At 67.6% G+C, this 12,704-nt stretch carries 12 protein-coding genes; 5 read left to right on the top strand and 7 right to left on the bottom strand.

From position 1 onward, the window contains the following. Positions 1-98: 98 nt before the first annotated feature. Positions 99-452 carry a glycine zipper domain-containing protein gene (locus tag VFB33_01420; GenBank protein HZO80328.1) on the bottom strand — a complete coding sequence of 118 codons (354 nt, stop codon included), beginning with the start codon at positions 450-452 and terminating at the stop codon, positions 99-101. A 214-nt stretch (positions 453-666) separates the two neighbouring features. Next, positions 667-1,542, bottom strand: a complete 876-nt coding sequence (locus VFB33_01415; GenBank protein HZO80327.1) for a hypothetical protein — start codon at positions 1,540-1,542, stop codon at positions 667-669. Between the two features lie 209 nt (positions 1,543-1,751). On the opposite strand from VFB33_01415, the gene VFB33_01410 reads away from it, so the two are divergent. Next, positions 1,752-2,351 (top strand): hypothetical protein, encoded by a 600-nt coding sequence (locus tag VFB33_01410; GenBank protein ID HZO80326.1) that lies wholly within the window; start codon positions 1,752-1,754, stop codon positions 2,349-2,351. Positions 2,352-2,360: 9 nt separating this feature from the next. Here VFB33_01410 and VFB33_01405 read toward each other — a convergent pair whose 3' ends face one another. After that, positions 2,361-3,494, bottom strand: a complete 1,134-nt coding sequence (locus VFB33_01405; GenBank protein HZO80325.1) for an amidohydrolase family protein — start codon at positions 3,492-3,494, stop codon at positions 2,361-2,363. Between the two features lie 142 nt (positions 3,495-3,636). Between VFB33_01405 and VFB33_01400 the strand changes: the two genes are divergently transcribed. Further along, positions 3,637-4,518: a hypothetical protein gene (locus VFB33_01400; GenBank protein ID HZO80324.1), complete on the top strand. Its 882-nt coding sequence runs from the start codon at positions 3,637-3,639 to the stop codon at positions 4,516-4,518. 73 nt (positions 4,519-4,591) lie between these two features. Here the strand turns inward: VFB33_01400 and VFB33_01395 are convergent, their stop codons facing one another. The 4 genes from VFB33_01395 to VFB33_01380 form a co-directional block, all read right to left on the bottom strand. Beyond that, positions 4,592-5,035: a hypothetical protein gene (locus VFB33_01395; protein ID HZO80323.1), complete on the bottom strand. Its 444-nt coding sequence runs from the start codon at positions 5,033-5,035 to the stop codon at positions 4,592-4,594. A 167-nt stretch (positions 5,036-5,202) separates the two neighbouring features. Continuing rightward, a complete protein-coding gene (locus VFB33_01390; protein HZO80322.1) occupies positions 5,203-6,513 on the bottom strand; it encodes a hypothetical protein in 1,311 nt (436 codons plus the stop codon). A gap of 260 nt (positions 6,514-6,773) precedes the next feature. Next, positions 6,774-7,778, bottom strand: a complete 1,005-nt coding sequence (gene trpS, locus VFB33_01385) for a tryptophan--tRNA ligase (protein HZO80321.1) — start codon at positions 7,776-7,778, stop codon at positions 6,774-6,776. Between the two features lie 4 nt (positions 7,779-7,782). Further along, the gene (locus VFB33_01380; protein ID HZO80320.1) at positions 7,783-8,664 is read right to left on the bottom strand and encodes a deoxyribonuclease IV; all 882 of its coding nucleotides are present in this window, start codon (positions 8,662-8,664) and stop codon (positions 7,783-7,785) included. Between the two features lie 129 nt (positions 8,665-8,793). Between VFB33_01380 and VFB33_01375 the strand changes: the two genes are divergently transcribed. The 3 genes from VFB33_01375 to recN all read left to right on the top strand — a co-directional run bounded on the left by VFB33_01375 (position 8,794) and on the right by recN (position 12,644). After that, entirely contained in the window at positions 8,794-9,897 is a 1,104-nt protein-coding gene (locus VFB33_01375) for a hypothetical protein (GenBank protein ID HZO80319.1), read from the top strand. A 146-nt stretch (positions 9,898-10,043) separates the two neighbouring features. After that, positions 10,044-10,919 (top strand): NAD(+)/NADH kinase, encoded by an 876-nt coding sequence (locus tag VFB33_01370; GenBank protein HZO80318.1) that lies wholly within the window; start codon positions 10,044-10,046, stop codon positions 10,917-10,919. A 21-nt stretch (positions 10,920-10,940) separates the two neighbouring features. Further along, positions 10,941-12,644 (top strand): DNA repair protein RecN, encoded by a 1,704-nt coding sequence (gene recN, locus VFB33_01365; protein HZO80317.1) that lies wholly within the window; start codon positions 10,941-10,943, stop codon positions 12,642-12,644. Positions 12,645-12,704 lie beyond the last annotated feature (60 nt).

The following is a 12,704-nucleotide window of genomic DNA, read 5'->3' as shown; positions in this document are numbered from 1 at the left end:
TTTCCGTCCTACACCCGTCTGAGCGTCACCTCGGCGCCTCGTCCGCGCAAACCTCGCGGGCGACGGCGCTGAGGTCTGATCGGGAGCGCGCGCGGCCGCTATTCGGTCTGTTGCTGCTGCTTCAACTTCTCCAGCTCCTGGCGCTGCTGCTCCAGTTGCTGTTGCTGCTGCTGGATTTGCTGCTGGGTCTGCTGCTGCTGAACTTCCTGGTTCTGCATCTGGTTGCCGACCGCGTAGCCGCCGACGCCGCCCATCGCGCCGCCTATCGCGGCGCCCGCTCCGGGCGAACCGACCGCGGCGCCGACGATCGCGCCAGTGCCGGCGCCGAGGACCGCGCCGATGCCAGTGGCTTTCTCACGCGTCGACAGCGGCTGCCCCGAGCATCCGAAGGTCCCGGCCACCATCAGCGCCAAAACGGCCGTCGCCAGCACACCCTTCAATTGCTTTTTCATGACGCCCTCTTCTGCGTCGCGATCTTCGTCGCAACCGGCGTTCGTCCCGTGCGGCCCGTATGCCGTCGCATGCCCGCGCGATCATGAGCACTGCGGTTGAGACAGCCGCGACCACCCTAGTCCATCAACCCGCGTGGCCTGAGTCCAGCCCCCGGACGGTGCACGTTGCACGGAGCCTGCTAAACAATCCAGGACGCGGCGACCCGAGCACGCGTCAGCGCCCGCTGTCGCGCGAATAGCTGACTTCGCCATCGTCCAGCCCCTTCGCCGCGGGTATCTGGCGCCAGGCGTTAATGAACACCGGGATAGCGACCGTGACGACGAACAGCACAATCACGAGGTAGCCGGTGTCAACTGGAAGGTAGCGCCCCACTCCGGCGGCCATCGCGAGCCCGCCCGCGATGAACAGGAAGCCGCCCGCAAACAGGGTCGTCGCTCCGACCCGCGCCCCGAACCGGCGCACGTCGTCCTCGCTGAGCCCGCTCAACGTGCGCAGCCCGGCTGCGAAAGCGGCGCCGACCGCGGCCAGGGTTACGGCGGTGCCCGCGCCGAAAAGCAGCCCTGGCAGAAAGCCCAGCCACGCATTGGGCATCGCCGGCGCGGCGACCGCATTCACGAAGAGCGCGAAGCCGCCGAAGCCGAAGCCGGCGATGAAGCCGTGAATTAGCGTCCATCGCACGGGCATCGTGGGTTCGGGCGCGCATTGCGCGTGACGGCGGGTGAGGAGCGCGGTGGAGCGGTCCATCTCGTCGCGCGCCTCATGATGATGGCCGAGGAGATGGAGATGGGCGTAGCGCTGGCCGCGCAGCAGGATCCAACCGGCCAAAGACATCACGATGCCGACGATCACATAGACGACCGCGTTGACCTCTGCCGAGCGCAGAAAAGGCGCCAGCGCCAGGTATGAGAGCTCCGAAATCAGCATGCGCTGCGCGGTGAATCCCGCGGCGAACCAAGCTCCGGTGCGCATCCCCTGCGCTCCGCTGCCGCCGGCGATCGCGTAGCTGAACGTGATCGGCCAGGTGTGCTCGTCGGGCAGAATCCCGTGCAGCAGGCCGAACAGAAAGCAGTAACCCAGTAGTGCGCTCAAGGCCGTTGTGCCAATCCGGGGCCGCCCGGTGGACCGCCGCGTCCGCGTCGAGGGACGCCCCGCCGCGGCAGCGGACGGAGGCTAACAATCCAGTCTGACACACGCAATCACGGCCGTGGTAGAGGCCGGCGCGCCGGCGCTCGAGCTGTGCGAAATCCCATCACCCCTATCCGACTTGCGTCGCGCTTGATGCTAAAGTGGTTCTCGCGATGAGCGGGGGGCCCAGACGGCCGAGGCGAGCGCCGCTGCTCGGCGTGGCGTTTGCGCTTGCGTCCGGCGGATGCATGGCGGCGGTGCCGTTGGCGCTCCAGGCGGTGGAAGCGGTCGGCGCGGGCGTCGCCCACGTCGCCGAGGCCGGCGTTATCGAATCCCATGAGCCGGAATACGGCAGCGAACTGCGCAAGAACGAAATTTGCGACGACCTCACCAGCGAGATTCCGCTGCTCACCGAACTGCGCACCGGCAAGGACGGCAAGATCGATTACCGCGCGCTCAGCCTGACCGGCAACGAGATCGAGCCGCGATGGGTGGCAATGCCCAACCAGAGCGCCGATCCGAACGGCTGGCGGCTCGCGACCAACTTCATGAAGATGGACTTCCAGCCGCCGATTCAGCCGCTGCTGAAAGCCGACTCGGTAACCTACATCGCCTACGCGCCCGATCCGGCGCAGGACGCCACCGAGCAGGATCAGCTCAACGCGCTGACGGTCGCCTTTGGGCCAACGTTCGGCACCTTCCGCTGGAACAACCGGATTTACCGCTACGCCGCGGTGCAGAAGCTGCCCTGCTTCCCGTCGCCGGCCAATTGAACCGGCCGGCTACGACGGAAACAGCCGGCGGGCGTTCTCGCCCATCAGTTTGCGTGCGCGGGTGGGCGCGAGCCGAGCGGCGCTTTCGCGAATGAGCCTCGGCGCTTCGAGGGTCGAGTCGATGTGAGGGTAGTCGGAACCCCACAACACATGGTCCTCGCCCATCAGGTCCATCACGTTCGCGATAGTGCGCTCCTCGGGCTCCGCGACCATCCATACGTTGCGCCGCAAGTATTCGCTGGGCTTGAGCTTGAGCGGGAACGTCCAGCCGAGGTGCTCGTACTTTTGGTCCATCCGGTCCATCACGTACGGCGCCCATCCACATCCCGCCTCGACGCACAGCACCTTGAGCCGCTCGAAGCGGTCGAACAGCCCGTCAAGCACCATCGTCATCATCGCCGGTACGATCTGGGCGAAGCCGCCAAGCGCGAAGCCGAACACCGCGCGGAACTCGCTGGGCTGGTAGAAATTGCCGAGCATCGCCTGCGCGCGCCCCAGGCGCACGATCACGTGCAGGCAAACCGGAATCCCGGCCTGCTCGCATTCGCGCCAGATCGGATCGAATGAGTAATCGGAAAAGCGCTTGCCGCCGACGGTTTCGGGCGCGAGGAAGACGCCCTTGAAGCCGAGCTTGAGGCAGCGGCGCAGCTCGCGCAGCGCCTCGTCGGGGTCATGGAGCGCAAGATGCGCGATCGGAATGATGCGGCTGCGATCGTGGGCGGCGAAATCGTTGACCCATTTGTTGTAGGCACGCGCGTAGGCGAGGGCAAGTTCGGCATCCGCGACGTCCCAGAGGATGCCGACCGTGGGGAACAGCACGCCGGCGTCCACGCCCCACTGGTCGAGCAGACGAATACGCTCGGCCGGCTCATAGCTTGCCGGCGGACATCCGTCTAGATAGCGAGTCTGACCCGGGATGAAAACCGACTGGCGCGGCAGATTGGCGCCGCCGAGTCCGGCCAGCACTCCCTTGAGCACCGGCCGCTTGTCGATCATCAGAACCTCCAGCCCGTCTGCGGGGTCGGTGACGATCCGGATCGCGCGGTCGCGAAAGCGCGGCTCGAGGTAGCGCTCCCACAGGTCGGGCGGCTCCATCACGTGCGAGTCGCAATCGACGACGTAACCCGTATGTAGGTCGGCCATTGCGCAAATCTAACACTATTTCGCATGGCGGCCGAATCGCCTGGCGGCGCGCGCTTGTCCAATTGCGACACACGGAGTAACCGAAGCTTGAGTGGCACCAGCGGCGGCGAGCGGCATTTCGAATCCGAGGGAGGTACGCGCGATGGCGAGGCCGATCAAGATCGTTCCGCACTTCATGCGGCTGCACGAATGGATCGCGCTCGACGAAGGTCTCTTTGCCGCCGAAGGACTCGCGCCCGAAATCCTCGCCGACGACATGCATCAGATCTCGTCCCACGGCGCCGACGTCTATTTCGAGCGGCCGCAGGACCGCCCCTTCCGCGCCAGCGACAAGGTCTGCTCGTCGGCCTGCGAGTGGGCGGTCCCGATGAACGCCGGCGCGGGGATGGGCAAGGCAGTGCTTGACGTCTATGGAGTCGCGCGCTTTGCGCTGTTCGTCGCGCCAGGCTCGAAGATCACGCGGCTTGCGCAGCTAAGGAACGTGCCGGTCGGTATCGGGCTGATGGCGGGGAGCCATTTTTCGTTCCTCGAGACGATGGAGCGCGTGATGCCGCGCGGGTGTATCCGGCCGGAAAATATCGGCGGGCCGGGGCGGCGGCTGCGCGCTCTGCTCGACGGCGAGATAGCGGCTGCCAACCTGCTCGATCCCGAGATCGCGATGGCCGACGAGCTGGGGCTGCGCAAGATCGCGGCCGGCGAGTTCCGCACGCTGTTCTGGGTCGCGGCCACCCTGGAGCCGGACGCGGCGGCGGCGTACTTCCGCGCGATGCGCCAGGCGCAGGCCGCGCTCGAAGCCGCCCCCGAGCGCTACATGCGCCTGTGGGAGCGCAACATCCCGCCGATCCTGCACGACCGTTCCTACGACTTGAACCGCTTCGGGCTCGGCGAGGTGCTCCAATTCGAGCCCTACGTGCAGGAGGACTACGAGCGCACGCTGGCGCTGGCGCGCAGATGGAACCTCGACCGCAACCTGCGCGCGGGCGCCGACCGGCTGGAGAACGTCGGCCTCCACGTGACGTTGTAGGCAGGCGAGCGCAGCCTGTCGCCGCGCGCTCGTCGGACGCCGGCGCGAGGCGGCATCCGGCACCCGCGTCGGCTCATCCGCGCGCGCGAGCGTCGGATTCGCGATGCACGACCTTCTCGATATGCTCGCGCAGCTTCATCGCCTGATCGTTTATCTGGCGATGCCGCTGCTCGACGCTTGCGAGTTCGCCCGCATTGCTCTTAAGCGCGTCCCGGAGCGCCTGGGTGTGAGCGCGGAGCCGTTCGAGCCGCTGGGCGGCTTCGCGCTGCTGGCTCTCAAGCTCGGCCAGCTCCTCCTTCAGCACCGTGACCAGGGCCTGGTCTTCGCCGCCACGGACCAGGTTCTCGATATAATCGGCCAACGCTTTCACCTCGGCCACCGCCTTGTCGTTCTCGCGCAGCGCGGCCGCCTCTTCCTCGGCGGCGGCTTCAATCGCCGCTTCCGACTCCTCGATCGCCGCGCGCAGCTCCTCCGCGCGGGCGGCCGCGTTGATGCCGGCCATAGTTAGCTTCCGCATCCGACTCTGTAGCGCTTTGAGCACTGCCTCATTGATCATGTGCGTCCCCGTCGAGCGACTCGCTGCAGCAGGCGACCCGACTTTCCTGCCGGCTCTGCGCTTCCGTTCCGTAAACCGTATAGCCCCTGGCTAATCGTATGGATAGACTTCAAAGAAACACACAAACATCAGAGGGTTTGCAAAAAGGCGACGAGGTCGCTCTTCTCCTGCTCAGTGAAGCCCATTCCGAAACGCAGGTCGTAGAAATTCACCACGTCCATCAGCGTGGCCGCCGAGCCGTCGTGGAAATACGGCGGATGCGCCGCCAGGTTGCGCAGCACCGGCACCTTAAACGTACTGATGTCGGCGCACTTGCCGGTTATCAGCGCGCGCCCGGGGTCGTCGGTCTCGAAGGTCTGCCCCCTGAACTCGCCCCAATCGCATCGCAGCGTGAACAACGGCAGGTCCGGCGTGCGCCGCGAGGCGTCGGCAGTGCCGATGTCGATCGTTCCCGCGACCGAGCGGTTGCCGACGTTGGGCGTGTCATGACAGGTCGTGCAGAAGCCGGTCGCCATCTGGTCGCGCCCGCGGCTCTGCAATCCCGCGAGTCCGGCCATGAAAAACGCGCGTTGGTTGAAAATCTCCTCGCCGCGCGCGATCGCCGCCCGCTGCTCGGCGAACGGCTTGGCCTTCAGGCCCAGCCACGGTTGATAGATGTTGAACACTTCGAGCGTGAACGCGCGCTGAATCGGGTCGTTGCCCAGCGAGTCGTTGATCCCGAGGTAGAAGTCCTGGCGCGACAGATCGATCGGGCCGCCGCCCGCGCCGAGCTCGCGCAGGCTCCCGGCGCGGCCGTCCGACACCTGCGCGCTCCACAATCCGCTTTCGAATCGCACGACCGCGTCCAGCGTCTTCGCCGGCGGCACCCCGCTCGCCTGCTCGTGGCCGATCGCGGCGCTGATCGCCTGCGATTGAAGGCTCGCTTCGCGCCCGTCCCACATGATCTCGGATTCGAAGCGGAGGTTGGTCGCCGGCAGCGGCCGCCGATATACCGAAAGTACCCCGCGTTTGGGGCCGGCAAGCTTGGTGCAGCCGTAGGGGTCGTCGACCTTGACGACGGAAAATTCCGCGTCGGGCGGGATCGGCATCGGCATCCGGATCAGCCCCTTGCTCAGCAGCAGGCCGTACGCGCGCCGCATCGCGGCTGGCGTCGAGACGTCGGCGTTGGGGCAGACCGCGCCGTCGATCGGACGGAACAGCGGATCCTGTCCGTGGCTGGCTTTGAATCGCGCCTCGACATGCGCTGGGGTGATCGTCCATCCGTCGGCCGGCTGATGGCAGCTCACGCAAGCGCGTCCATTGGTGCCCAGGGGATGAAAGAACGGGTTGTCGGCGGCCGTCGGCCCGCCCGGCTCGTAGGTGGCGAAGCTTCCGCTGGCGTCGGGATACCAGGTCAGGACGGGCGGCTCGGCGCGCGCCCACAGCGGGGCGAATCGCATCGCGAGGGCCACGGCGACGAGCGCCGACGCGCATGCTACCCATCGCCGCGTGCGTTGTCGGGCTCCTGCCGCGCTTGCGCCTGGCTTCACCGGTTTGCCGGGAGCGAGTCCGCGCGCTCCCGCGTCAGCGATCCTATACTGTAACGCCGCCCGCGGCGTAAATGGGCTTGAACTGGCGGGGCCCGGAACGCGCTCCGCCCGGGATGGTCCGGTCCTTCGGCGTTTCGACGAAGCGAAGAATCCGGGTCAAGCGATTCACGCTAGCGCTCGAACTTGTAGTTGAGCTTCATCGCGGCGCGGACTTCTTCCATCGTCGCTTGCGCCACCGTCCTGCCCCGCCGTGTGCCCTCGATGATGATCTCGCGCACCTGCGCGGGCCTGGCGGCGTACTGCGCACGCCGCTCGCGGATCGGCGCAAGGAACGCGCCGAGCGCCTTGAACAGCCGCTGCTTGACCTCGACGTCGCCTACCGTGCCCTTGCGATAGCGCTCCTTGAGCTCCTCGACCTCGGCCTTATCCGGGTTGAAGACGTCGTGGTAGGTGAAAACCGGATTGCCCTCGACGTGGCCGGGGTCGGTGGGATGGATGCGGGTGGGATCGGTGAACATCGACATCACCCGCTTGCGCACCGTCTCCGGCGGGTCGCCAAGATAGATGCAGTTGTTGAGCGACTTCGACATCTTGGCGTTGCCGTCGGTCCCCGGCAGCCGCGCTATCTGCCCGAGCATCGCGCGCGGCTCGATCAGCACCTTGGCATACAGCGAGTTGAAGCGCCGCACGATCTCGCGCGCCTGCTCGATCATCGGCAGCTGGTCCTCGCCCACCGGAACCAGCTCGGCCTTGAAGATCGTGATGTCGGCGGCCTGCGAGATCGGATACGCCCAGAAGCCGACCGGCACTCCGCGTTTGAAGTTGCGCTGTTTTATCTCGTCCTTGACCGTGGGGTTGCGCTCGAGCGTCGCTACTGTGACCAGGTTCATGAAGTAGATGGTGAGCTCGGTCAGCTCGGGCACCATCGACTGCACGACGAACTTCGTGCGCTCGGGGTCGAGGCCGACGGCGAGATAGTCGAGTGCGACCTCGAAGACGTTGGCTTCGAGCTTTTCAGGATGCTCGAAGTTGTCGGTGAGCGCCTGAACGTCGGCAATCAGGATGTAGGTGTCGTAGTCGTATTGGAGGCGGACACGATTTTGCAGCGAGCCTACGTAGTGGCCCAGGTGCAGCGGGCCGGTCGGCCGGTCGCCGGTCAGGATGCGTTTTTCCATCTTGTCAGTTTTTGGCTTCAAGCAGCTTGCGCAGCGTGGCGAGGTCGGCGGCGATGTCCTTCATCTCGGGCCCGGGCTCGGTCTCAAGGCACATCGGCAATCCGAAAAAGCGCTGGTCGTGGAGCAGGCGGCGAAACGGCGCAACGCCGAGATGCCCCTTGCCGATATGCTCATGGCGATCAACGCGCGAGTGGAACGGCTTGAGCGAGTCGTTGAGATGGAAAGCGACCAGGCGGCGCAGCCCGATATGCTCGTCGAGTTCGGCGAAGGTGCGCTCGTAGCCCTCGTTGTCGCGCAGGTCGTAGCCGGCGGCGAAGGCGTGCTCGGTGTCGAAGCACAGGCGCAGCCGCTCATGCTCTTTGACCGCGTCGAAAATCCGGCCCATCTGGGCGAACGAGTAGCCGAGGTTGCTTCCCTGCCCGGCTGTGATCTCCAACGCGACTTTGACCTTGAAGCCGGCGCACGACTTGTGCGCCTCGTCGAGCGAGTGCGCGATGGTCTGGATGCCCGCCTCCTCGCCCGAACCGACGTGGGAGCCCGGATGCGCGATCAGAAACGGCACGCCCAGCATCTCGCATCGCTCCAGTTCGTCGATAAAGCCGGCGACCGATTTCCTGCGCAGTTTCTCGTCGGGCGCGCCCAGGTTGAGCAGGTAGGAGTCGTGGGCGACGACGATCTTGATCCCGGTCTCGACCTGCGCCGCCTTGAACGCCGCGACTTCCTCTTTCGCATAAGGCTTGGCGGCCCACTGACGCGACGATTTCGTGAAGATCTGGATGCAGTCGCATCCGACCTGCTTGCCGCGCCTGAGCGCCTCGCTGACGCCGCCCGCAATTGACATGTGCGCGCCGATAAGCGGGCGCTTGTCGGTATCCCTCGAAGTCATCGTCAATTCATGCCGCTGGCCAGCGCCGTCTCGCGAAGTCGACGCCGGGATTTTATATCAAACGGCCGCGAAAGCGAGGCGCCGAGCGCGCGGCTTGCGCACCCCGGGCATGCGCGGATACTTGGGAATGTGCGGCGGTCAGCGGCGTGGTTCGTCCTTGGTGGCGCGCTCGGCGTACTCGGATGCTCGGCGGCGAGGGCGCCCTCGCTTCCGCCACCCGACTCGATGCCGGCGGGCGTGGCCGTGGTCGTGCCGGACCAGTCGGACGCTTCGGCATCTGCGCCCGCGGCGCAAGCTGCGGCACGCTCCAACCCCGAGCGCTTCGCCGGTCCCTCCCGCGACGATAGCAGCGCGTCTCAACCTGCGGCGCCCAAGCTGCGCCTCGAGCCGGCGATAGGCGTGACCGTGATGCGCCTGGTGCACGACGAGGCCACGTCACCCTCTGCCGCATCCGAGCCGGCAAAAGCCGGACCGAAAATTTTCGAGGCCGGCAACGAAACCTCTGTCGTCTTGCTGAACAATCCTCCGTCTTCCAACGGTGGTGAAAAATCCGCCGATGCCTCGCACGACCGCGGCGCCGACGCCGCGGCGCAGCCCTCTACCGCTGGCGACGACGGACACGCCTCTGGCGCCTTTGCCGACGCGTCCTCATCAAGCGCCCACTCCAAGGCCGCCTCCGACGATAGCAACGCGCCGAGCAGCGGCGCCGACGCGGTTTCGGCGCGAACCTCGGGCGGAATGCCGATTTCGTTTATTGTCGGCGACGCGCGCGCCGCCGGTGCGACTACCCCCAATGATGCGAGGGCATCGGGCGACGCACGTCCTGCTGGCGGCGAGCACTCGGCCAGTGATGCCGCTGCTGTGACGCTTCTTGCCAGCCCCGGCGCGGGCGCGCCTTCGGGCGCAGAACCATCGCAATGCGACGTCGAGATCCTGCATAAGAAGCCCAGGAGCGCAGTGCGCGAGGTCGCAACCTTCAAGCTCGACGGCGAGCCAGTCGAGCGCGACCAGATCATGGCGCTGCTCAAGCGCCGCGCGTGCGAGGCCGGCGCCAACGCGCTCGTGCTCAAGCAGTCCGACTCCGCGGCAGGGACCTACCACGTCGAGGCGGTGGCGCTGAGAATCGAGTCTGCCAAGCCTGCCGGCAAGCCGGTGCGCAAAACAATCGAAGTTCCCCTGCCCTCCAAGCCTGTGCCCAAAACCATCACGGTTGATCCCGACGCGCCGGGCTAGCTAACCTTGGGCGGGGATTGGGGAGGACGGCGGACCAGCGCGTTGAACGTCATTTCATCCTCGCCGCGCATATCCGATAGACGATGCGGGCGCCCGCCCGCCGCACTCGCCGCCGCGCGCCGCGCGCGGTGGGCCGCGTGAGCCCGATGGCGCGGCACGCGATCAAGACCGTCGCGATGGTGGTGCGGCGCGAACGGCCGCGCGCGGTCGCGCTCGCCCGCGAGCTGGCGGCGTGGCTTCACGGACGCCATCTTGCCACCCTCGCCGAGCCGGAGGTCGCGGCCCAACTCGGCGCCGAGCCCGCCGAACACGAGGCGCTCGCCCGGCGCGCCGATCTTATCGTGGTGCTGGGCGGCGATGGCACGCTCCTGAGCATCGCGCGCCTGGTCGGCGAGCGCGAAACGCCGATCCTCGGGATCAACATGGGTGGGCTGGGTTTTTTGACCGAGATCACCACCGAGGAAGCGCAGGCGACGCTCGCCCGCGTGCTCGCCGACGACTACGAAACCGACCGCCGGATCACGCTGGAGGCGAGGGTGGAGGCGCACGGCGAGGGCGGCCGCGCCGTGCATCGCGAGAGCTTCCGCGCGCTCAACGATGTTGTAATCAACAAGCGCGCGATCGGGCGGATGCTCGAGCTGCAGGTTGTCGCCGGCGGCCAACGCTTCACCACTTACCGCGCCGACGGGCTGATCATTGCCACTCCCACCGGTTCGACCGCCTACGCGCTCAGCGCGGGCGGCCCGATCGTGTTTCCCTCGCTCGAAGTCGTGCTGCTGGTGCCGATCTGCCCGCATACGTTGAGCAACCGTCCCGTCGTGCTGCCGGATTCCTTCGAGATCGAGGTGCGCGTCAGAAGCGCCGACGACGACGGCGCGATCCTGACCGTAGACGGCCAGCAGACCGCGCGCCTGACCAGCGCCGACGCGCTGCGCGTGCGCCGCGGCCGAAATCCGGTGGTGCTAGTGCGCTCGTCCCACGCCTACTTCGAGATCTGGCGCAACAAGCTGCGCTGGGGTTAGCGGCGGCGGATCGGAGCGGCGATGCTGGTCGAACTGCGCATCCGCAACTTCGCGATCATCGAGGGCGCCACGCTCTACTTCGGCCCCGGCTTCAACGTGCTGTCGGGCGAAACCGGCGCCGGCAAGACCATCATCATGACCGCGCTTGGCCTGCTGCTCGGCGCGCGCGCCTCGCCCGACATGGTCCGCGCTGCGCAGAGCGAGGCGGTGGTCGAGGGGCTGTTCGAACTCGAAGGCGAGGGGCCGCCGCCCGAGGGGATGCCCGAGGAGTTGGCGGCGTCGGGCCAGCGCGAGCTGGTCATCCGGCGCGTCGTCGCCGCCGACGGCGGCCGCTCGCGCGCATACATCAACGGCGAATTGGCGACCGTGCAAACGCTGGCGCGGATGGGCGAGGGCCTGGTCCAGGTTTACGGCCAGCACGAACAGCAGACGCTGCTGCGCCCGGAGAGCCATCTCCAGCTCCTCGACCGCCACGCCGGCCTCGACCCCGCGCTCGCGGAGTACCGCGCCGCCTACCGCGACGCGATGGCAGCGCGCGAGCGCGCCGAGGAGCTGCGCGAGCGCGAGCACACCCGCGCCGAGGCGCTCGAACTCGCGCGCTTCCGCGTCGCCGAGCTCGAGCGCGCCGCGCTGCGTCCGGGCGAGGACGAGGCGCTCGCCGCCGAGCGCACCGTGCTCGCCAATGCCGCGCGGCTAGTCGCCGCCGCCGGCGAGGCCGAGCAGATGCTGCTCGAGGGCGACGGCGCCGCGCTCGATGCGGTCGGCCGCGCGCTCACACGCGTCAGCGAAGCGGCCGCGATCGACCCCAAGCTTGGCGAAGCGGCGGAGCTGATCTCGGCGGCGCGGCTGAGCCTTCAGGAAGCGGCGCACGCGCTGCGCGCCTACGCCGCGCGCGTCGAGGCCGACCCCGCGCGCCTGGAGGAGCTCGACGCGCGCGCCGCCGAACTCAACCGCCTCAAGCGCAAGTACGGCGGCACGCTCCAAAGCGCGCTCGAAACCCTCGAACACTCGCGCGCGGAGATCGCTGAGCTCGAAGGCGTCGCCGACTCGCGCGCCGAGGCCGAGGCCGCGCTGCGCGGCGCGCTCGACCGGCTGGCGCGGATGGCCGCTGAGCTGAGCGCGCGCCGCCAGAGCGCGGCGGTCGAGCTCAAGCGCCGGATGGAGGCCGAGCTGAAGACGCTCGGGATGCGTGCGCCGGTCTTCGAGGCGGGTTTTGCGCCGCTGGAACGAAGCGAGGCTGGCTTCGAGCATAACCGGATGGCGCTCGGGCCGGCGGGTGCGGACAGCGTCGAGTACATGCTCTCGCCCAACCTTGGGCAGCCGCCGATGGCGCTGGCGCGGATCGCCTCGGGCGGCGAGCTGTCGCGCGTGATGCTCGCGCTCAAGCGCCTGGAGGCGCAGCGCCGCGGCATCGCCACGCTCATCTTCGACGAAGTGGACGCGGGCGTCGGCGGCGCAGTCGCCCAAGTCGTCGGGCGCAAGCTCAAGGAGCTCGCCCGCTATCATCAGGTGCTCTGCGTCACCCATCTGCCGCAGGTCGCGGCATTTGCCGATACTCACTTCCTGGTCGAAAAGGAGGAGCGGCGCGGGGCGACGCGCAGCAAGGTCAGCGCGCTCAACCACGACGGACGGATCGAGGAGATCGGGCGGATGCTCGCCGGCGAAGAGGTCAGTGACAAGTTCCGCCGCGCCGCCCGCGAACTGATCGACCGCGCCCGAGCCTAGCGCGCTTTGTCTCGGAGACCGACGCGGCGTTCGGTTGGTGGCTCCTCAGACTCTTCGACA

The sequence above is a fragment of the Candidatus Binataceae bacterium genome, assembly GCA_035650475.1.
Taxonomy (GTDB): Bacteria; Desulfobacterota; Binatia; order Binatales; family Binataceae; genus JAKAVN01.
Note: the sequence above shows the minus strand (reverse complement) of the source record. Positions and strands in the feature narration are given on the sequence as shown.